16 protein-coding genes are annotated in these 22701 nt (G+C 54.6%); all 16 read right to left on the reverse strand.

The genetic code is table 11. The annotated features are described in order from the left end of the window. Window positions 1-41: 41 nt before the first annotated feature. Window positions 42-2180: a lysine decarboxylase CadA gene (cadA, locus tag KGP21_RS22210; protein ID WP_021806099.1), complete on the reverse strand. Its 2139-nt coding sequence runs from the start codon at window positions 2178-2180 to the stop codon at window positions 42-44. 96 nt (window positions 2181-2276) lie between these two features. Continuing rightward, window positions 2277-3623 (reverse strand): cadaverine/lysine antiporter, encoded by a 1347-nt coding sequence (gene cadB / locus KGP21_RS22215; RefSeq protein WP_021806100.1) that lies wholly within the window; start codon window positions 3621-3623, stop codon window positions 2277-2279. Window positions 3624-4042: 419 nt separating this feature from the next. Next, window positions 4043-5593, reverse strand: coding sequence for a lysine decarboxylation/transport transcriptional activator CadC (gene cadC / locus KGP21_RS22220; protein ID WP_223536344.1), 1551 nt, complete (start codon window positions 5591-5593; stop codon window positions 4043-4045). 89 nt (window positions 5594-5682) lie between these two features. Beyond that, a complete protein-coding gene (locus KGP21_RS22225) occupies window positions 5683-6072 on the reverse strand; it encodes a VOC family protein (protein ID WP_098929928.1) in 390 nt (129 codons plus the stop codon). A gap of 218 nt (window positions 6073-6290) precedes the next feature. Next, window positions 6291-8429 (reverse strand): lysine decarboxylase LdcC, encoded by a 2139-nt coding sequence (locus KGP21_RS22230; protein ID WP_209528780.1) that lies wholly within the window; start codon window positions 8427-8429, stop codon window positions 6291-6293. A 114-nt stretch (window positions 8430-8543) separates the two neighbouring features. After that, window positions 8544-9503: an acetyl-CoA carboxylase carboxyl transferase subunit alpha gene (gene accA / locus KGP21_RS22235; RefSeq protein WP_021806103.1), complete on the reverse strand. Its 960-nt coding sequence runs from the start codon at window positions 9501-9503 to the stop codon at window positions 8544-8546. Window positions 9504-9515: 12 nt separating this feature from the next. Then, window positions 9516-13004, reverse strand: coding sequence for a DNA polymerase III subunit alpha (dnaE, locus tag KGP21_RS22240; RefSeq protein ID WP_071682796.1), 3489 nt, complete (start codon window positions 13002-13004; stop codon window positions 9516-9518). Window positions 13005-13143: 139 nt separating this feature from the next. Continuing rightward, window positions 13144-13749 (reverse strand): ribonuclease HII, encoded by a 606-nt coding sequence (gene rnhB / locus KGP21_RS22245; RefSeq protein ID WP_021806105.1) that lies wholly within the window; start codon window positions 13747-13749, stop codon window positions 13144-13146. Next, window positions 13746-14894, reverse strand: a complete 1149-nt coding sequence (gene lpxB, locus KGP21_RS22250; protein ID WP_059201635.1) for a lipid-A-disaccharide synthase — start codon at window positions 14892-14894, stop codon at window positions 13746-13748. Before lpxB ends, rnhB begins: the two co-directional genes overlap by 4 nt. 3 nt (window positions 14895-14897) lie before the next feature. Beyond that, on the reverse strand, window positions 14898-15686 hold the full coding sequence (gene lpxA / locus KGP21_RS22255; RefSeq protein WP_021179920.1) for an acyl-ACP--UDP-N-acetylglucosamine O-acyltransferase: 789 nt from the start codon (window positions 15684-15686) through the stop codon (window positions 14898-14900). A 3-nt stretch (window positions 15687-15689) separates the two neighbouring features. Next, window positions 15690-16145: a 3-hydroxyacyl-ACP dehydratase FabZ gene (gene fabZ / locus KGP21_RS22260; protein ID WP_021179919.1), complete on the reverse strand. Its 456-nt coding sequence runs from the start codon at window positions 16143-16145 to the stop codon at window positions 15690-15692. 161 nt (window positions 16146-16306) lie between these two features. Next, the gene (gene lpxD, locus KGP21_RS22265) at window positions 16307-17329 is read right to left on the reverse strand and encodes a UDP-3-O-(3-hydroxymyristoyl)glucosamine N-acyltransferase (protein WP_021806107.1); all 1023 of its coding nucleotides are present in this window, start codon (window positions 17327-17329) and stop codon (window positions 16307-16309) included. A gap of 4 nt (window positions 17330-17333) precedes the next feature. Beyond that, window positions 17334-17831, reverse strand: coding sequence for a molecular chaperone Skp (gene skp / locus KGP21_RS22270; RefSeq protein ID WP_021179917.1), 498 nt, complete (start codon window positions 17829-17831; stop codon window positions 17334-17336). Window positions 17832-17994: 163 nt separating this feature from the next. Further along, entirely contained in the window at window positions 17995-20421 is a 2427-nt protein-coding gene (gene bamA, locus KGP21_RS22275) for an outer membrane protein assembly factor BamA (RefSeq protein ID WP_021179916.1), read from the reverse strand. Between the two features lie 35 nt (window positions 20422-20456). Beyond that, window positions 20457-21812 carry a sigma E protease regulator RseP gene (gene rseP, locus KGP21_RS22280; RefSeq protein WP_021179915.1) on the reverse strand — a complete coding sequence of 452 codons (1356 nt, stop codon included), beginning with the start codon at window positions 21810-21812 and terminating at the stop codon, window positions 20457-20459. A gap of 32 nt (window positions 21813-21844) precedes the next feature. Then, window positions 21845-22693: a phosphatidate cytidylyltransferase gene (gene cdsA, locus KGP21_RS22285; RefSeq protein ID WP_021179914.1), complete on the reverse strand. Its 849-nt coding sequence runs from the start codon at window positions 22691-22693 to the stop codon at window positions 21845-21847. Window positions 22694-22701 lie beyond the last annotated feature (8 nt).

Below are 22701 nucleotides of genomic sequence, written 5' to 3' on the forward strand. Positions count from 1 at the left end.
TAAGCAAGGGGAAAGCGTCTGTGCTTTCCCCTGTGATGCCATTATTCCGCTTTCAACACTTTCACCGTGTAGCGGCCATCCGGCTGGCGGTACGCCCCGTGAATATCGGTCTCAAAGCCCGGATAATGCGCGCCGATTTCACACAGCATTTGCAGGAACTCCAGCACCGGGCGGCTTTCTTCGGTCAGCATTTCCCCCGGCATCACCAACGGCACGCCTGGAGGATAAGGCAGGATCATATTGGCATTGACCTTGCCGACCATATCCTCCAGATAGACTTCCTCCACTTCGCCGTGCAGCTCTTTCTGGAAGGCGTGGTAAGGGTTCATCACCATGGTTGGCAGCACTTCAAACGCACGGTACATCAGGTCCGGCAGGTTGTGATGCTCGACCAGGCGATGGATGTTCTGCGCCAGATCCTGGATGCGCATGTTTTCATAGAACTCAGGCGCTTCCTGATACAGCGATGGCAGCATGTTTTTCACCCGCAGGTTCAAATCGAACGAGCGTTTGAAATCGGTCATCGCGCGCAGCAGGCTCAACGCTTTGGTTTTATCGATACCAATGCTGAACAGGAACAGCAGGTTGTACGGGCCGGTTTTCTCCACGATGATGCCGCGCTCATCCAGGTATTTGGCTACCAGGCTGGCTGGGATACCGAACGGTTGCATCTCGCCTTCTTTGCTCATCCCTGGAGTGAGGATGGTCACCTTGATCGGGTCGAGATACATGTGTTCGTTATCGATGTTTTTGAAGCCGTGCCAGGCGCTGTCGGAACGCAGCGGCCAGCATTCTGGCTCATCGATATGCTCAGGCTGCCAGACGTCAAAGAACCAGCCTTCGGACTCCACTTTCAGCCGTTTGATTTCCTTGCGGAACTTGATGGCACGCTCGATGGAACCGTTAATCATGCGCTTACCGGCGTTGCCCTTCATCATCGCAGCGGCGGTTTCGGTGGACGCCACGATGCCGTAATGAGGCGAGGTAGTGGTGTGCATCATATAGGCTTCGTTAAAGGTCTCTTCGTTGATGTCCCCTTTAACGTGGATCATCGAAGCCTGCGAGAACGCCGCCAGCAGTTTGTGGGTCGACTGGGTTTCATAGATCACCTTGCCTTCAACCCGGCCCCCGCTCATGCCGCATTTGCCTTTGTAGATCGGATGGAAGTTGGTGTAAGGCACCCAGGCGGAATCAAAGTGGATCGATTTAACGTCCAGAGTCTGTTTGATGAAATCGGTGTTGTAGAGCAGGCCGTCGTAGGTGGAATTGGTGATCACCGCGTGCGCTGGCCAGCTGGCGTTCGGCGTTTCTTTCACCCGCTTGGCGATAGTGGCGCGGCTGAATTCGCTCTGCGGGATACCGCCGAGAATTCCGTAGGCATTGCGGGTTGGCCGGAAGTAGATCGGCGTGATGTCACTCATCATCATCAGATGGGTCAATGATTTGTGGCAGTTACGGTCGATCAGCACGGTGCTGCCTGCCGGAGCGGCATACATACCAACAATCTTGTTGGCGGTAGAGGTGCCGTTGGTCACCATGTAGCTGCGTTCGGCATTGAACACGCGGGAAATATACTCTTCGGCCTCTTTGTGCGGGCCGGAGTGATCCAACAGCGAACCCAGTTCGGAAACCGAAATGGAGATGTCAGACTTCATGGTATTCGGGCCAAAGAAGTCATAGAACAGGCTGCCTACCGGGCTTTTCTGGAAGGCGGTGCCGCCCATATGGCCTGGAGTACAGAAGGTATATTTGCCTTCACGCACGTATTTGAACAGCGCCTTGGTCAGCGGTGGCAGGATGGCATCGATATACTCGTCGGTGTTCTGTTTGATCTTGGCGGCGATATCTTTTGCCGCGCCCAGCGCGTATTCGAAGAAGCGCACCTGCATGCGCAGATCGTTGAGGCTGACATCAAGCGTCGAATAGGTATTGGCAAAGGCATACAGCGGCATGTATTCATTGAGCTGGCTGATCTCTTCGCACAGCTCAAGGTTGTATTTGTCCCAATCGAAAATCACGCCGCACAGGCGGGCATTGTTTTCGATCAGCTTTAATAAATCTTCACGGTCATTAGGGTAGACGATGCGGAAGTCCAGGCTTTCCAGCGCCTGATGCAGTTCGCGGATCGGCTCTTCTTTGAAGTAGACACCCATGTGATTCATGATGGCAATAACGTTCATAATCATTTCTCCAGGCAAAGCGGGCCCCTTCCCGTCGCGGCTGACAGGTCGGAAAGAAAGGGGCTGGGTAAATTCAGTGGGTCAGAGCACGCAATCTCAGTGCGCTTTGGCCGTGGTGCTGTCGTTGACCGCTGCGGCTGCTTTGGCAACCTGGCGGGTATTCATTTTGCGGGCATAGAACATCAGGATGATCAGGCTGACGATAAAGGTGCCGGACAGCTCGAAGGAGTTGGCGCCCATCAGGGCGATAAAGCAGAATCCACAGCCCAGTACCGACGCCACCAGGCTCAGCAGGTTACGCACGTTGACGCCTTCAAAGCGGATCAGGTCAACGCAGGAGTAGAAGTAAGGCAGCATGGTCAGCAGCACCGCGATACCGGTCAGTTCGCCGAACAGGTCGGAAGCCTTGCCACCACTGGAGTTCATCACGGTGATCAACACCATCAGCGCGGTCATTTTGCAGCTTGCCAACAGCAGGCCCTTCTTCGGAATGCCGTTTTTATCCAGTTCGCCATACACTTTCGGGAAGTTGCCGTCGTTGGCCGCACGCACCCCGGCCTGGCCTACCAGCATCATCCAGGAACCCAACGAGGTCAGGCAGGCAAAGGCGGTGAAGGCGGATACCATCGGAGCGGCCCAGTTACCCATAATGGCGGAAGCGCTGATGGCGAATGGCGCACCGCTGGCGGCCATTTGCGCCGCTGGGAACATCCCGCTCATCACCTGAGTGGCGGCAATGTAGATAATCCCAGCCAGGCCGGTACCCAGCATGGTAGCCAGTGGTACGGTACGTTTAGGGTTTTTTACCATCCCGGTGCTGACGGCGGCGGATTCAACGCCGATAAACGCCCACAGGCAGAGCAGGATACTTTTCACCACGGCATGGCTGTCGGTGGTACCCGAGGTATTCCAGTTGGCTTGATAGGTGGCAACATCAAACCAGTGCCAACCGGCCACGGCGGTGACCACTACCGGGATCAAGACCAGTACTAGGCCCAGCGTGGTCAAGCGGCTGACCCAGGTGCCCCCCAGCAGATTGACAAAGGTGAATATCCAGACGATGGCGATACAGGCAATCCCGGCCGGTACCGGATTATTCAACGCGGGGAAGAAAGTAGAGAGATAAGAAACGGCGGTAATGCCGATTGCCAGGTTACCGATCCAGTTGGCATGGTAGTAAAGTACGCCAGTCTGGAAACCGAACGCCGGGGAGATTTCCCCCGCATAGGCAATTGGCCCACCCTGCTGCGGGTTTTTGGTCGCCAGGCGGGCGTAAACATAAGCCAATGACATCGCGCCGATGATAGAAATCACCCATCCCCAGATGGCGATAGATCCCAGACTTGCCAGGTTTGCCGGTAATAAGGCAATCCCGCTCCCCATCATATTACCGGCGACGACGCCGGTGCAGGCAATAAGCCCTATTTTCTTGGATGAAGCCATGGTCAGTTTCTCCTGATTATCGATGCTGGTAAGTGCTGAGCATTAAGAGGCGAGATTAATGAACAGACTTGATAATCAGGATGCTAACGATCGGCCAAAATAAAGTCCTAAAGATAAGGTGAAATTACGCTCAGGGTGCGACAAATGATAACCGGAGGTTTTTGGTGAAAACATCAAGATGGCAGGATGAGCTAAAGAAAAGATAAATATTATTTAAAAACAATAATATAAATTTATAAAATAGCTGTAATCAGTGATGTAACCGGAGGGAGCCATACAGAACGCCGACACGCCGTAAACCCGTCCCTGGGGGCTCGCAATCGCGCATCCCTGCGCTCAACGGTCGGCTAACCTGTATGACTCCCACCGGTATCAAGCTTTTGGTGTCGCTATATTTATGCCACGGGTCGGTAATGGGGCTATTTTTGGGTGTCGTAATTGTCCAGATAAGGAACCACGGCAGCGACCGAGGTCTGGAATACGCCATTGCGGATCCAATGTAGCGTATTTTCACCGGGGCGCAGGTTAAAAGCGGTAATATAAGAGTCCGCAGCCTGATGGTTATGGCCCTGCATTTCGTAGACTTTGCCTAGTAACACATAGTTCAACCATGACATCTGTAGATCGATAGCTTTATTAATGGCGCGATAAGCCTCATCGGTTTTTCCCTGCGACAAGGCATCGACGGTAACTATCTGCTGCAAGATGGGTGAATTTACCAATGCTGGTAACGTCCCCAGCCGGGTAATATCCGTTCGTAGCTGTGCGAGTTCGGCCGCATCAAGGGGTTGGTAGGAGTTACGCAACAAATCCACCAGCACTTTTTCGGCAACGGCATACTCAAAGTCCGGCGAGGCTTTGATTATTGCCTCCAATTGGCTGCTGGCGCGGGTCAGTGAGTCCGCATCTCCCTGTACCAGCAACTGATGTGCCTGATAGAAACGCTGCAGCGCCGGGCCATTTTGCGGCAGCAGCTGCGCCAAACGCTGCGCCAGTTGCTGCGGCCAAGGCTGTTTCAGCGCCGCCGACAGGCTGGCAAGGAAATCCTGCTGAATTTTTAGCTGATTATCGGTGGTAATAAAGTAGCGCTTATCCAGCATGATCGAGCTGTCGGCATTATCCACCAGCCGCACCGACAGGAAGCATTGCTGGGCACGGTAATGGCGTTGGTTAACGAACTCGATATACAGCGACTTGCCAGAGCTGCTCGGCCCGGCAAAGTTGTAGTTAGTCTGATCGTGTACCAGGAACGTGGAATAGGTATTCAGCGCGTCGGTAACCAGCTCACTCACGCCAACTACGTAAGAGAGCTGTGGCGTCCAGTTGCTGCAGCTGTTACCCCCCTGGATACGAATATCGATATCACGCGGGTTGAGCAACACCGGCATAGTGGACACCGGTATGCGCTGAGACAGGGTCGCAATGCCAACAAAGGCGACGCAGGCAGACAGCGCCGCCAGGAAAGCCAGCCACACCCAAAAGGGTGAGCGTTGATAAAAACGACCTGCCGCACTAGGTAACAGGGTCTTTGGCTTGGTGGCCGGGCGAGGTGGTATATAGGCGGGAGCCTCTTCCTCGCTGCCATCTTCCGGCTCATGCATTACCACGGCCACTTGGGGTAGCAACGGCGGCGCGTCCTCCCCCTCTTCACACCACATGACCGGCGCCGTCAGTTTATAACCGCGTTTGGGAACGGTGATGATGTATTCAGGGCTGTCTGGATCACCGTCTTTCAGATATTTGCGCAGTTCGGAAATACACTGGGTCACCACATGGTTGGTGACGATATTACGCTTCCAGATGTTATCAATCAGCTCGTCGCGGCTGAGCACCACGTCCGGGTGCTGAGCAAAGTACTGCAACATATCGATCAGGCGCGGTTCCAGCGTCCGTTGACGCCCATCACGGCTTATGCGGTTGTCGGCCGGGGTGATCAGCCACTCCCCGACGCGGAAAACAGGCTCTTGCATGGCGGAAATAACTCTGTGGACACTGAGGGCAAGGGCGCGATGATAGCATAACGACCCATAACTTGGGCCGTTCTCAGCAGATTAAGCATTCATAGTTCATATAATTCGAGCGGTAATCCGTCAGGATCGCTGAAAAAGGTAAAGCGGGATTGGGTATAGGGATCGACCCGAACCGGCTCGCAAACGACCCCTGCCGCCTGTAAATGTGCTATCGATGCCTCGATGTCCTCTACGCTGAATGCCAGATGACGCAGGCCACAGGCTTCCGGGCGGCTCGGCCTGGCAGGAGGAGATGGGAAAGAAAACAGTTCAATGACGTATTGGCCATTCAGCGCCAGATCGGCTTTCCAGGAGTCACGTTCTTCACGGTAATATTCCGCTAACAGGGTGAACCCCAGGATATCGCAGTAAAAGTGCTTACTGGCGGCGTAATCAGAACCAATCACCGCAATATGGTGAACCTGTCGTAATGCCAACATGGATGGACTCCGTAAGTTATTTAGTGACCCCTCACCCCAACCCTCTCCCACAGGGAGAGGGAGCTGATTCAGAGCCGTAATCAGGTTGAAGAGTTGATCTGTAGCCCGTTTTATTTCCCCTCCGATCCCTGAGTCGCAGCCAGATACCAAAGTCAGGATGTGGCACGATCGGTCCCCTCTCCCTGTGGGAGAGGGCTAGGGTGAGGGGCCATTATTACCTAACTGGTTTTCAGCACCTTCACCAGATAGCGCCCATCCTCGGTCAGTTTAGCGCCGTGGATATCGGTTTCAAAACCTGGATAGTGTTCACCGATCGAGCACAGCATCAGCAGGAAATCGAGCACCGCGCGGCTCTCTTCGGTGATCATCTCCCCCGGCATCACGACCGGTACGCCCGGCGGATAAGGCAGGATCATGTTCGCCGCCACCTTGCCGATCAACTGATCGATCTCGCAGGTTTCCACATTGCCGCGTACCTGCTGCTGGAACATCTCATAAGGCGTCAGCTTCATTTCTGGCAATACGTCAAACGCACGCAACATCAGGCCCGGTAAATCGTGCTGGCGGATCAGTTGGTGGATCCCGGCGGCCAGATCCTGAATGCGCATATGGCGGTAGAAGTCCGGATCTTCAGCATACAGATCCGGCAGCATGTTCTTCACCCGCAGGTTAAGATCGTAAGCTCGTTTGAAATCCGTCAGGCTGCGCAGCAGGCTCATCGCCTTGGTCTTGTCGATACCAATGCTAAACAGGAACAGCAAGTTGTACGGGCCGGTTTTCTCCACCACGATCCCACGCTCATCCAGGTATTTCGCTACCAGCGCGGCAGGGATCCCACTTTCCTCCAGCTCACCCAGTTCGTTCATCCCCGGCGTCAAAATGGTGACCTTGATCGGATCCAGATACATATGATCGCTGTCGGTCTGGCCAAAGCCATGCCAGTTATCGTCCGGATTCAGCGGCCAGCACTGTGCTTCGTCAATCTCTTCCGGCTGCCAGATATCGAAGAACCAGGTATCACTCTCAGCGCGCAGGCGTTGCACTTCACGACGAAAATGCAGGGCTCGCTCCACCGAACGGTTAATCATGCGCCGCCCTGGATTGCCACGTAGCATCGCCGCAGCGGTTTCCATTGAAGCCACAATGCCATAATGCGGCGAAGTGGTGGTGTGCATCATGTAAGCTTCGTTAAAGGTGTTCTCATCATAATCCCCTTTAATGTGGATCATCGAAGCCTGAGAGAACGCCGCCAGCAGCTTGTGGGTCGATTGAGTTTCATAGATCACCTTGCCTGGGATGCGATCGCCACTCATGCCGCTTTTGCCGTCATAAATCGGGTGGAAATTGGTGTAAGGCACCCAGGCCGAATCGAAGTGGATCGACGCCACGTCCAGCGTTTGCTTGATGTAATCGGTGTTATACAGCAGGCCATCATAGGTGGAGTTGGTGATCACCGCATGCACCGGCCAGCTGGCGTTGGCTGTGTCTTCCACCCGCTTGGCAATGCTGTCGCGGGTAAATTCGCGCTGGGGAATGCCGCCTAAAATACCGTACGCATTTCGCAACGGGCGCAGATAAATCGGCACGATGTCACACATCATCAGCAGGTGACACAGCGACTTATGGCAGTTACGGTCAATCAGTACCGTACTTCCGGCAGGTGCCGAATACATGCCGACAATCTTGTTGGCGGTAGAGGTGCCGTTGGTCACCAGATAGCTTTGCTCCGCGTTGAACGTGCGGGCAATGTACTCCTCCGCCTCCAGATGCGGGCCAGTGTGATCCAGCAGCGAGCCGAGCTCCGTCACCGAGATGGAAATATCCGCCTTCAGGGTGTTGGCACCAAAGAAATCGTAGAACAGGCAGCCCACCGGGCTTTTCTGGAACGCGGTGCCCGCCATATGGCCCGGCGTACAGAAGGTATATTTCCCCTCCTTCACATAGGTGAACAGCGCCTTGGTCAGCGGAGGAGTGATGGTATCCATATATTCATCGGTATACTGGCGAATGCGCTGGGCGATATCGTCGGCAGCGTTCAGACCATACTCGAAGAAATAGAGCACCATACGCATTTCGTGCAGGTGGACGTCAAAGGTGGAGTGAGTGTTGATAAACGCATACAGCGGCAGGTATTCATTCAGCTCATTGATTTCGCTGCACAGCTCCAGGCTGTATTCATCCCAGTCGAAGATCACCCCACAGATACGCGCATTGTGTTCGATCAGCTTGAGCAGGTCACCGCTGTTCTTCGGGAACACCAGTTGGAAACCCATTGAGGCCAGCGCCACGTGCAGTTCGCGGATAGGCTCGTCTTTGTAATACACGCCCATCGGGCTCATGATCGCAATGATATTCATCGCAGCTATCCTTCAGTTAACTACCAATAGCTTATAACAACATAAAAAGCCGGGGCTGTCTTACGCGCATAAAAAAACCGCCCCGAAAGGCGGTTAGTCATCAGGCGAACAAACTCAGCAGTAACCGTAGTTCATCAGCCGTTGATAGCGACGGTTGAGCAACTCTTCGTTGTTCAGGCCATCCAGATCCGCCAAGTCCGCCAACAGTTGGGCTTTCAGCGAAGCCGCCATTGCCGGTACGTCGCGGTGAGCGGAGCCCAAAGGCTCTGGGATCACAGAATCGATCAGCTTCAGCTCTTTCAGACGCGGTGCAGTGATGCCCATCGCTTCTGCGGCAATCGGTGCCTTATCGGCACTTTTCCACAGGATCGAGGCACAGCCCTCCGGCGAGATCACCGAATAGGTGCTGTACTGCAGCATATTCACTTTATCGCCCACGCCGATCGCCAATGCTCCGCCGGAGCCGCCTTCGCCGATCACGGTGCAGATCACCGGGATATTCAGGCGAGACATTTCACGCAGGTTGCGGGCGATCGCCTCAGACTGGCCACGCTCTTCCGCACCCACGCCAGGATAAGCACCTGGGGTATCGATGAAGGTGATCAGCGGCATCTTGAAGCGGGAGGCCATTTCCATCAAGCGCAGCGCTTTGCGATAGCCTTCCGGTGCTGGCATACCGAAGTTGCGGCGGATTTTCTCTTTGGTTTCACGCCCTTTCTGATGACCAATGATCATCACCGGGCGGCCATCGAGGCGCGCAATACCACCGACAATGGCTTTGTCATCGGCATAGGCGCGATCGCCTGCCAGCTCTTCAAAGTCGGTAAAGATGTGTTTGATATAATCCAGGGTATAAGGACGGCGCGGGTGGCGTGCCAATTGGGCAATCTGCCAGGCCCCAAGATCGGAAAAAATCTTGCGCGTCAGCTCAACGCTCTTCTCACGCAGGCGCTGAACCTCTTCGTCCAGATTAATATCTAATTTTTCGTCTTGACGGCTGACTGCGGTCAGCGAGTCAATTTTCGCTTCCAGCTCTGCAATCGGCTGTTCAAAATCAAGAAAATTCAGACTCATAGCATTCCTATTTTAGTCAAATTCCAGTTCCACCTGCTCATTACCTACCAAGGTCCGCAAATCTATCAACAAGCGGTCGGTCGGCGTCACGCGCCAAGTTGCACCAAAGCGCAATCTTGCCCGTGCATCTTCCCGTTGATAGTAGAGATGCACTGGAATCGTCCCCGAGCGATGGGGTTCCAAAGACTGACGGAGACGGTTCAAAAGCTGGTCATCAATTTGCCTGTCCGTCAGCGAGATAGCAAGCCCGCGAGCGTATTTTTCACGTGCTTCACTGATGTCCATTAATTCACGAGCGGTCATTTTAAGCCCGCCGTTAAAGTCATCAAAGCTGACCTGTCCAGTCGCGATCAGGATACGGTCTTTTTCCAACAAATGCTGGTATTTTTCCAAGGCATCGGTGAATAACATGATGTCCAGACGCCCTGAACGGTCATCCAGCGTACAAATGCCGATGCGGTTGCCGCGTTTGGTCATCATGATCTTGGAAGCAATCACCAACCCGACGGCAGTAGTCATCTTGCCGCGATCCGTCGGATGCATATCTTTCAGGCGCTGGCCACCGGCATAGCGCTCGATTTCTTTGAGGTACTGAGTGATCGGGTGGCCGGTAAGATACAGCCCCAGCGTTTCCCGTTCACCATCCAGCACCACCTGTTCCTGCCAAGGGGGAACGTTGGCGTAGGATTGCTCCACCTGTTCCGGCGCTTCCGCCAGCACGCCAAACATATCCGCCTGGCCGATGGCTTCGGCTTTGGCGTGCTGATCGGCCGCTTTAAGCGCATCCCCCAGGGAGTTCATCAACGCGGCGCGGTGTGGCCCCAGGCGATCGAACGCCCCAGACATGATCAGCTTTTCCAGGATACGGCGGTTGAGCTTTTTAATATCGGAGCGGGCGCACAGGTCGAACAGATCTTTGAAATACCCCTGCTCGCCGGAATTACGCGCTTCGATAATTGCTTCGATCGGCCCTTCCCCCACGCCCTTGATGGCGCCGATGCCATAGACGATCTCGCCCTCATCATTAACGTGGAAGTGATACTGCCCGCTGTTGATGTCCGGCGGCAGGATTTTCAGGCCCATGCGCCAGCACTCATCCACCAGCCCCACCACCTTATCGGTGTTATCCATATCGGCGGTCATAACCGCGGCCATAAATTCGGCCGGATAGTGGGCCTTCAGCCACAGCGTCTGGTAAGACACCAACGCATAGGCAGCGGAGTGCGATTTGTTAAAGCCGTAACCCGCGAACTTCTCTACCAGATCGAAGATTTTAACCGACAGTTCGCCGTCAATGCCGCGCGATTTCGCACCATCTTCAAAACCGCCGCGCTGCTTGGCCATCTCGACCGGGTTCTTTTTACCCATGGCGCGACGCAGCATGTCTGCACCGCCCAGCGTATAGCCAGCTAATACCTGAGCGATCTGCATTACCTGTTCTTGGTACAGGATGATGCCATACGTCGGCTCCAGCACCGGTTTCAACGATTCATGCTGCCACTGGATATCAGGATAGGAGATCTCTTCGCGCCCGTGCTTACGGTCGATAAAGTTATCTACCATGCCGGACTGCAACGGGCCGGGGCGGAACAGCGCTACCAGTGCGATCATGTCTTCGAAGCAGTCAGGCTTCAGACGTTTGATCAAATCCTTCATGCCGCGCGATTCAAGCTGGAATACCGCAGTGGTTTCCGAGCGTTGCAACATGTCGAAGCTTTTCTTGTCATCGAGCGGAATGGCCGCGATATCTATCGGTTCCAACCCGGTCTTGGCGCGACGGGCGTTAATCATCTCCAACGCCCAGTCGATGATGGTCAGGGTACGCAGACCGAGGAAGTCGAACTTCACCAGCCCGGCGTATTCCACGTCGTTCTTGTCAAACTGGGTGACCGGGTGGTTACCTTCGGCATCGCAATAAAGCGGGGCAAAGTCGGTGATCTTGGTTGGCGCAATCACCACGCCCCCGGCGTGCTTACCGGCGTTACGCGTCACGCCTTCCAGCTTGCGCGCCATGTCGATCAGCGCTTTGACCTCTTCGTCTGCCTCATAGATTTCTGGCAGCTGCGGCTCTGCGGCAAAGGCTTTTTCCAGCGTCATGCCCGGATCGGGCGGCACCAGCTTGGAGATACGGTCAACGAAGCCATAAGGATGCCCCAGCACGCGCCCCACGTCGCGGATCACCGCTTTCGCCGCCATGGTACCGAAGGTGATGATCTGCGATACCGCCTCACGGCCATACATGTCCGCCACGTGCTCAATGACCAGGTCGCGTTTTTCCATGCAGAAGTCGACGTCGAAGTCGGGCATCGAGACACGTTCCGGGTTCAGGAAGCGTTCGAACAGCAGGTCAAACTCCAGCGGGTCGAGATCGGTGATTTTCAGCGCATAGGCCACCAGCGAACCGGCACCGGAACCACGCCCCGGGCCTACCGGCACGTCGTTATCTTTCGACCACTGGATGAATTCCATGACGATCAGGAAGTAACCCGGGAATCCCATCTGGTTGATCACTTTCAGTTCCAGATCCAGACGCTCATCGTATTCAGGACGGCGCTCGGCACGGACCTCCGGATCTGGGAACAGGAACTCCAGACGTTCTTCCAACCCCTCTTTGGACTTGAGCACCAGGAAATCTTCGGTGGTCATATCGCCGGTGGGGAACTGTGGCAGGAAATATTCGCCCAAACGGATGGTGACATTACAGCGCTTGGCAATTTCCACACTGTTTAGCAACGCTTCCGGGATGTCGGCAAACAGCTCGCACATTTCCTCTTCGCTGCGCATGTACTGCTGCGGGCTGTAGTTTTTCGGGCGTTTGGGATCGTCGAGCGTGAAGCCATCATGGATCGCTACGCGGATCTCATGGGCATCAAAGTCATCTTCCACCAGGAAACGGACGTCGTTGGTGGCGACTACCGGCAACCCACGTTCGGTTGCCAGGGCTACGGCGGCGTGCAGATAGTTTTCTTCATCCGCACGGCCAGTGCGGATCAGTTCGAGATAATAGCTGTCCGGGAAATGCTGCTGGTAAAACTCCAGGCATTGATCGACCAGGGCCTGGTTGCCACGCAGCAGAAACTTGCCGACGTCGCCCATGCGTGCACCGGAAAGCAGGATCAACCCGCTGCGGTGTTCTATCAGCCAGTCGCGATCGATCACCGGACCGGCCGGGCCATAGCCGCGCTGATACGCCCTGGAGATTAATAGGGTGAGATTTTGATAGCCAACGTTATCGGCTGCCAGCACGGTAAGCTGTGCCAGCTCATCGCCCAGCTCTTCGCTTTGCACATGGAAATCCGCACCGATGATCGGTTTGATCCCGGCACCGTGCGCACTGCCATAAAACTTCACCAGACCACACATATTGGTGAAGTCAGTGACGGCCAAGGCTGGCATGGCTAACGCGGCAGCTCTTTTCACCAACGGGCCGATCTTGGCCAATCCATCAATCATGGAGTAGTCACTGTGGACGCGCAGATGAATAAAACGAGGTTCGGCCATATCCAGATACCAACGTGTTGGGGTCCAGCAAGCTGGACCAGGGTTACATTAGGGTATGGGGAAGATCACCGTAGCCATTTCCCCTCACCCCGACCCTCTCCCAAAAGGAGAGGGGGCGTAATTTTAAGCATCGTGTGAACTATGCGAACGAGCCAGACTCCAGCACTCGTCTGACCGGGGCAAAACTGCGGCGATGATGCTCGGTAGCACCCAGAGCAGCCAGCTTTTCCAGATGGAACGCAGTCGGATAGCCCTTGTGTTGGGCAAAACCGTAATCCGGGAAAATCGCATCCAGCTCGGTCATCTCGCGATCGCGGGTCACCTTCGCCAGAATCGATGCAGCACTGATTTCCGCTACCCGGCTATCCCCTTTCACCACCGCTAACGAACGCATCGGCAATTTGGGGCAACGGTTGCCGTCAATCAACACCATGTCCGGTGCGATATGCAAACCCGCCACCGCACGCTGCATCGCCAGCATGGTGGCATGCAGGATATTCAGTTGGTCGATCTCGACCGGTTCAGCCCGCCCCAGGCTCCAGGACAGCGCCTTTTCCAGGATCTCGTCGTATAACGCCAGGCGGCGCTTCTCACTGAGCTTTTTGGAATCCGCCAGGCCAACAATCGGCCGTGCAGGATCGAGGATCACCGCAGCGGTCACAACGGCGCCCACCAAAGGCCCGCGCCCCACTTCATCCACACCGGCAAACAGCCGGGCGGCAGGGTAAACAAAGGGTTCCATCATGCTTTCGCCAGCTCCAATACAGCCTGAGCGGCCTGTTCATCGGCACCACAGCGAATGCTCTGATGCAGTTCAAGGAAGGTCTGTTTTAACAGCTCCGTCTGCGGGCTGTCTTCCAGCAGCGGCAATAACGCCGCGGCCAGCTTATCCGGTACACAATCGTGTTGCAGCAGTTCGGTGACGATTTCACGCCCCGCCAGCAGGTTAGGCAATGAGACATACGGGGTTTTCACCAGCCGCTCCGCCAGCCAGAAGGTAAATGGCTTCATGCGGTAGCCCACCACCATCGGGCATTTTGCCAACATGCATTCCAGCGCTGCGGTGCCGGAAGCCAACAGTGCCGCATCGCTGGCCACCATTGCCTCACGCCCTTTGCCATCCAGCAGGTGAACCTTGAGCTCCGGCGCAACCTCGGCCTTGATGCGCTCAAACTGCTCACGGCGCTTGGCATTGACCAAAGGCACCACCACTTCCAGATCGGGATAATGCTCGCGTAGCAGTTGTGCGGTACGCAGGAAGTCACCACTGAGCATTTCCACTTCGGCATTACGGCTGCCGGGTAGCAATGCCAAACAGCGAGCGCCCGGGGCAATGCCCAGCGTAGCGCGTGCGGCCAGCTTATCCGCCTGCAATGGCATCGCATCGGCCATGGTATGACCGATAAAGCGGCAAGGGACGTTGAAACGATCGTAAAACGCTTTTTCGAAAGGGAGGAACGCCAACACCAGGTCGGTCGCTTTACCAATTTTGAAAACGCGTTTCTGACGCCAGGCCCATACGGACGGGCTGACATAGTGAATAGTGCGGATACCGCGCTGTTTCAGGCGGCCTTCCAGCGTGAGGTTGAAGTCTGGCGCATCAATACCGACAAACACGTCAGGCTTCAGCTCACTGAACCGGCGGGTCAGATCCTTGCGGATCTTCAACAGGCGTGGCAGACGCTCAAGCACCTCTACCACGCCCATCACCGCCAGCTCTTCCATTTCGTACCAGGTTTCACACCCTTCGGCCTGCATCAGCGGGCCAGCGACACCGACAAAGCGGGCGCTTGGATAGTGCGTCTTAAGCGCACGAATTAAACCGGCACCCAGAATATCACCGGAAGTTTCCCCGGCGACCAATCCGATAGTCAATGGACGATTTGGCATAACTCAGCGAATAATCCCACGGGTAGAACGCGCAAAGAAATCGAGGAACTGCTGCACCACGGGCTGCTGTTGCGCCAGGGTTTCGATCTCTGCTTTAGCCTCGTCGAAGGTCTTCTCGCTGCGATAGAGGATTTTGTAGGCGTTGCGGATCGCCTGCATTTCATCCTTATCAAAACCACGGCGTTTCAGGCCTACGGCGTTAATACCAAATGGCGTTGCGTGGTTACCCTGCGCGATGACAAAAGGCGGTACGTCCTGAGCGACACCGGAGCAACCACCGACCATCACATGGGCACCAATCACACAGAATTGGTGGATCGCGGTCATGCCGCCAATGATGGCGAAATCGTCGATCTCCACGTGACCAGCCAGCGTGGCGTTGTTGGCCAACACGCAGGAATTACCCACCACGCAGTCATGAGCAACGTGCACGTTGACCATCAGCAGGTTGTCATTACCGACTTTGGTCAGGCCCGTTCCCTGCGCAGTACCGCGATGAATGGTGACGCTCTCACGAATGCGGTTACGATCGCCGACTTCAACCCGAGTCGGTTCACCAGCGTATTTCAGATCCTGATTCACTTCACCGATAGAGGCAAACTGATAGATCTCGTTATCGCGGCCAATCTTGGTGATACCGTTCACCACCACATGCGATTTGAGGACCGTACCCGCGCCGATTTCCACCTGGGAGCCGACGTAGCAGAAGGGACCTATATGCGCACCAGCGCCGATGACGGCGCCTTCTTCAACGATCGCACTTGGATGGATAAAGGCGGTTTTATCAATCACGGATTATGCCTCCCGGCTGCGGGCACACATCATGGTTGCTTCGCAGACAATTTTTCCGTCGACGGTCGCCACGCCTTTAAAGCGGGTTAAACCACGACGGGTTTTTTCGAAAGTGACTTCCATAATCATCTGATCGCCAGGCACCACAGGGCGCTTGAAGCGAGCCTCGTCAATACCGGCGAAATAGTACAGCTCGCCCGGTTCCAGTTTACCCACGCTCTTAAATGCCAGGATACCCGTGGCCTGAGCCATAGCTTCCAAAATCAGCACGCCTGGAAAAATCGGTTTACCAGGGAAATGCCCCTGGAAAAACGGCTCATTAACGGATACGTTCTTCACTGCACGCAGATATTTATGCTCTTCGAAATCCAATACACGGTCAACCAGCAAGAATGGATAACGGTGAGGAAGCAGTTCCAGAATTTCTGCAATATCTAGAGTATGAGTGTCAGTAGTCAAAATACTCTTCCTGTCTCTAAAAACTGATGGCATCAACAACACGGCCTGCGTTGACCCCAAAAAGGAGATCATCAGGCAGGCCGCAAATTAACAACTCTTTGCGCTTTTGGCATCATTGCCAACGCGTTTCGTTTTATACCCAGCATCCCGGGCCGTGGTGATTAGTCTTTTCCGACTTTTCGTTCGACAGCTTTCAAGCGCTTGCTAATCTCATCGATATTCATCACCAACGCCGCGGTTTTACGCCAAACTTTGTTGGGTTGTAACGGAATGCCAGAGGAGTATACCCCAGGTTCGGTGATTGGTCGCATAACCATTCCCATCCCGGTGACAACTACCTGGTCAGCAATCTCCATGTGACCATTGATCACACTGGCGCCGCCAATTTGGCAATAGCGCCCGATTTTCAGGCTACCCGCCATGATCACACCGCCCGCGACGGCGGTATTCTCGCCAATCACCACGTTGTGTGCAATCTGACACTGGTTATCTATGATAACACCATTCCCAATCTGGGTGTTATCCAACGCGCCGCGATCGATGGTGGTACAGGCCCCAATCTCAACGCGATCGCCAATAATCACCGTGCCAAGCTGCGGGATCTTGATCCAGTTGCCACGCTCGTTGGCGTAGCCGAAACCGTCCGCACCAATCACCGTTCCCGATTGGATCAGGCAGTGCTGGCCGATTTCCACTTCATGATAAATCGTCACGTTGGCCCACAGACGCGTACCTGCGCCGATGCGTGCCTGCTTGCCGATAAAGCAACCCGGGCCGATGACCACGTTATCACCCAGTTCAACACCGGATTCGATAACCGCGTTCGCCCCAATAGCAACGTTCTGTCCCAGCTTGGCCTGCGGAGAGATCACCGCGCTTGGCGCGATATCTGCTGCGGGTGCTGGCGTGGTGTCCATCAACTGCGCCATACGCGCATAGGTCAGGTAAGGGTTTTTCACCACCAGCGCTGCGCTACGGCAGTGTGGTAGGTCTGCTTCGGTGAGTACCACGGCACTCGCCTGGCAGGAAGACAACTGCTCTTGGTAGCGGCTGTTTGACAAAAACGTGATTTGGCCAGGCTGTGCGGAATGCATAGAAGCAATGCCGGTGATGACGAGATCGCCATCACCGTGCAATTGTGCATCCAACTGCTGCGCTAAATCAGCCAGTCGAATTGAAGGCATGGCGTTATTTAACCTGTTTCAGCACGTCTGCAGTAATATCTTTAGAAGTTCCTGCGTAAGCCACTGCGTTGGCGTCGATCACGACGTCATAGCCTTCTTTGCTGGCAACAGCTTTCACAGCATCCTGAATACGGCTCAGGATCTTGTTACGCTCTTCCATCTGGCGACGACGATTGTCCTGCTCGAAAGCCTGCGCTTTCTGAGAGAACTGCTCACGCTGAGCCATCACGTCTTTTTCCATCTTGGTGCGATCGCTGGCTTTCATGGTAGAACCATCACGCTGCAGTTTCTGCATTTTGGTTTGCAGATCGCGTTCCATGTTCTGGAGTTCGCTTGCACGGCCTTTGAATTCGCTTTCCAATTGCTTGGCTACGGTTTCACGAGCTGGCAGCTGTTGGAAAATGCTAGAAACGTTAACAACAGCAATTTTGTCAGCTGCCTGAACGCCTGCAGAAGCAGCCATTGCTAAACCGAGGCCTGCGGCACATAACCACTTTTTCACTATAAACTCCTTACCATCACCCATTTGTGTCACATGACACTTTTGAAAGTACACAATCTGCCAGACTTATCACATTACACAATGAGATTTCTCTCGCTATGAGCGGGTTTAAGCCTGGCATTTGCGATTCTTGTACCGCTATGCCCACGGGTGAAACCGGTTATTACCAGGTTTTACCGATGTTAAACTGGAACTGCTCCGACCTGTCGCCGTCGTATTTCTTGATCGGATCCGCATAGGAGAAGACCAACGGCCCCAGTGGAGACATCCACTGCAGCGCAAGACCGGCAGACACGCGAATGTTGCTCGCTTTGCTGTAGTCTGGCACCCCGTACATCAGCGTCTGATCGGTGTTTTCCCAGTGGGTATCCCACACGGTACCGGCATCGATAAACAGTGAAGTACGTACCGAGTTGGCGTATTTCTCGCTAAGGAACGGCGTAGGCGTGATCAACTCCATACTTGCCACGGCCATGGCGTTCCCGCCCACCGCATCGTTCGAATTACAGATATCCTGACGATCCGTTGTGCTACCGACTTTAAACTGACACTGATACGAGTTGGAGTTGTAGTACACGGCTTTTGGACCAATGGTGTTGGACTGGAAGCCACGTACGGTACTTGAACCACCCGCATAGAAGTTTTCATAGAACGGCATTTCTTTACCGCCCAATCCATCGGCATAGCCCACACGGCCACGACCCAGCAACACCCAGGTCTTGTCATCGTTAAGCGGCATATACTGCGCGGTGTCCAACGTCATCTTGTAGTATGAGTTGTCGGAACCCGGCACGGTCACCTTGGTGTTGAACGTAGTGCGGTTACCCTGGGTAGGGAAATAGCCACGGTCCAGATTATTATAGGTCCAGCCCAGGTTCAGCGTGAAGTCATCGGCTGTAAAGCTGGCGCGATCCTTAAAGTCAGGATAATCGCCCATCGAGTTCAGATAGCGCCACATGGCAATCTGCGGCTGCATTTCTGACAGGGAGTTATGGACGTAACCCAGGCCAGCTCGCAGCGAGTTGTTCTCGTTGATTGGGAAGCCCAGCGTGCCGTCAACACCATAACTGCTGTTGGTATAGTCAGACAGATCGGCATTATTCGCTTTAAAGTCGTTATAGAAGATACGGCCGCCCAGACTCACACCGTCAACGGTGAAGTACGGGTTGGTCACCGACAGCTCGGTATAGGTCTGATAGTCGTTCTTGGTACCGCTGATGCCAACAGAGTAGCCCGTGCCCAGCCAGTTATCCTGCTGTACACCTGCCTGGAAGCTGACGCCACTTTCGGTACCGTAACCCACACCAAAGTTCAGCGTCCCGGTGTTACGTTCTTTCACCTTATAGGTGATATCAACCTGATCGGGGGAACCCGGTACACGCTGGGTTTCAACGTCGACCGTCTCGAAGTAACCCAGTCGGTTCAGACGCTCTTTACCCTGCTCGACCTGATCGTTACCCAGCCACGCCCCTTCCATCTGGCGCATTTCGCGGCGCAGAACGGAATCTTTACTGGTGTCGTTGCCTTCGAACTTGATGCGACGCACATAGAAACGGTTACCCGCGTCGATGTTGACGTTCAGCTTCACGGTCTTATCCGCATCGTTGATTTCAGGCTGAGTCTGTACGCGAGGATAGGCGTAACCATAACGGCCAAACATCTTCTTGATGTTATCTTCCATTTTGGTCACTTTGGTGCCGTTAAACAGCTCACCTGGCTCAATCTTGGTCAACTGGGCCACCTCGGCCGAATGACCGGCCAGGTTGCCATTGACCACCACGCCGGAAAGCTTGTACTGATCGCCTTCGGTGATGTTAACGGTGATATAGATGCCTTTTTTATCTGGCGTCAGGCTGACCTGCGTCGAATCGATATTGAAACGGGCATAGCCGCGATCCAGATAGAAGCTGCGCAGGCTTTCAAGGTCCCCCGCCAGCTTTTGCTTCTGGTATTTGCGATCGGCCACTACGTTCCACCACGGCACATCATCACGCAACTGGAAGTGCGCGATCAGCTCATCGTTGGTGAAGGCATGGTTGCCGACAATGTTGATTTGTTGAATCTTGGCGGAAACCCCTTCCGTGAACACCAGTTTCAGGTCAACACGGTTGCGCGGCAACGGCGTGACAACGGCTTTCACCGAGGCACTGTATTTACCGACGCTGTAGTAGAAGTCTTCCAACCCTTTTTCAATGCTGGATAAGGTGGTGCGGTCGAGTGCTTCACCAACCCGGACGCCAGAGGCCTCCAGGTTTTGCTTGAGCATGTCATCTTTCACCGATTTGTTACCGGAGAAAGTGATGCTGGCAATGGTAGGGCGTTCCTTAACCTGAACAATCAGCGTATCACCATCGCGCAGGACGCGAACGTCCTCGAAGTTGCCAGTGGCAAACAACGCACGGATGGTATTACCGATATCATCATCAGAGACGGTATCGCCTACGCGAACCGGCATGTTGAGTAACGCCGCACCGACGGCGACTCGTTGCAGGCCTTCGAAATGAATATCCTTCACTACGAACCCGTCTGCACCGTATACGGTGGCGCTGCCAAACAGCAGCGACGCTATGAGCAACTTTTTCATCGCCATCGTTGTTATGCGTTCTTCCTAACCTGTCCCCGCCCCTAAAGACGAGAAAAATCATTGAAAAGTGCAAGACCCATCAGCAGTACCAACAAGATCGAACCAATGCGGTAGCTGTAGTCCTGTACTCGCTCAGAAACTGGCCCCCCCTTCAGCTTTTCTATCGCCAGGAAGAGGAGATGCCCACCATCTAATACCGGTAATGGGAAGAGGTTGATGATCCCTAAGTTGACGCTAATCAACGCCAGGAACATCATATAATACACAAAACCCACCTCTGCTGATGCCCCTGCTCCCTGTGCAATGGAAATCGGGCCACTCAGGTTGTTCAGCTTTACATCACCGGTAATTAATTTACCTATCATGCTGACCGTAAGGTGCATCAGCTGCCAGGTTTTGTCCCCCGCCTGATACAGCGCAGAGAACGGCCCATATTGACGGATGGTCTTGTACTCATCCGGCAGAGGGATAACTTTAGGTATAATCCCGGCAAACCCCACCGCTTTGTCTTTTCCCACCGGCTTTGTATCTGGTATCAGCGTTAAAGACAAGGGGGCGCCGTTTCTTTCTATCTCTAAAACCAGCGGAAGCCCTGGAGCATTGTGGATACGTTTAACCAACGTAACCCAACGACCAAGTGGCTGACCATCGACTTTAACGATCCTGTCCCCCGCTTGTAAACCTGCCTTTTGCGCAGCCGACCCGGTCTGGACTTCCGCCAGCACGGATTCAATCTGCGGGCCACGCGGGATCATGCCTAGAGAACGCACGGGATCTTCTTTGTCCGGCTCAAAGCTCCAGTGGCGCAAATCCAGGGTCTTGCTCACCTTTTGTGAGGTACCAAACGGAGCAATTTCTACCTCGGTTTGCGCATCACCGATTTTGGTCACCAACGCCAGACGAACAGATTCCCAATCAGGCGTTTCGATACCGTCAACGGACTTAAGTTCCATTCCCGGAGAAATTTCGGCATGAGCGGCAATGGATTGCGGAGTAATTTCACCGATGACCGGGCGGTAACTCGGCACGCCGATGATAAAGACGACCCAATAGGCAAGAATGGCAAACAGGAAATTGGCAATGGGGCCCGCGCTGACAATCGCCGCGCGCTGCCAGACGGTTTTATTATTGAACGCCTCATGACGCAGCTCGGGAGCTACCGTTTCGACGCGCTCATCGAGCATTTTGACATAGCCGCCAAGGGGGATCATGGCGACGACATATTCGGTGCCCTGGCGATCGGTGCGGCGCCATAGCGCACGGCCAAAGCCGATAGAGAAGCGCTCCACGCGGACGCCACAGCGGCGGGCCACCCAAAAGTGCCCGAACTCATGCACGGTGATCAATATACCCAGAGCGATAATAAACGCGACCAAGTTCCAGAGTACGCTGACCATAGAATCCCTTTACTCCCCCCGCCGATGACGGATTAAAACACTAACAGCATCAAGCAGGCAAATACCGGTACCGCTGCGGTCAGGCTATCGATACGATCCAGAATGCCGCCGTGCCCCGGGATCAGATGACCACTGTCCTTGATACCGGCTTCACGTTTGAACATGCTTTCCGTCAGATCGCCCAATACCGAAGCCAGGGCCGCAATTACCGAACAGACCAATAGGGTCATAGGCACCACGTTCAGCGGCGCATAGCGGCCAAACAGCCACGAAATCACGGCAGACGTGACCAGCCCACCGACCAGCCCTTCCCAGGTTTTGCCTGGGGAGACCTTCGGTGCCAGCTTGTGTTTGCCAAACAGCTTGCCGAACATGTAGGCGCCGGAATCTGCGCCCCAGACCAGCAGCATAACGTACAGCAACCACCAGGCACCGGTAAAATGATTCTCTTCATAGCCGAACTGACGCAGTGCCAGCATGCCCCAGAAAAACGGCACGATGGTCAACAGGCCAAAGACCAGCCGCAAGGTGCGCGAATTACGCCACAGCGCCGCCGAGCCTGGATAGAACAGCACCAGCAGCAGAGCCACCAGCCACCATCCCAGCGACAACCATAACGGGCCAGCGATCTGCAATTGGTGAACAGACTGATGGTAGGCAGGCACGCTGAGCATCATCAGCGCCAATAGGAAACCGCACAATATCGCCAGCCAGATACGTTGGGGGCGGGCAGCAAAGCCAGCCAACTGCCCCCATTCCCAGGCGGCTAACATGCACACAGCGAGTGTTACCAGGGCAAAGCCCATCGGCGGCAGTAAGAACAGCGCTGCGATAACAATCGGAATTAAAATCAGAGCCGTTATGATGCGAGACTTCAGCAAAAGTTCCC

The organism is Serratia sp. JSRIV004, assembly GCF_019968705.1.
Taxonomy (GTDB): Bacteria; Pseudomonadota; Gammaproteobacteria; order Enterobacterales; family Enterobacteriaceae; genus Chania; species Chania fonticola_B.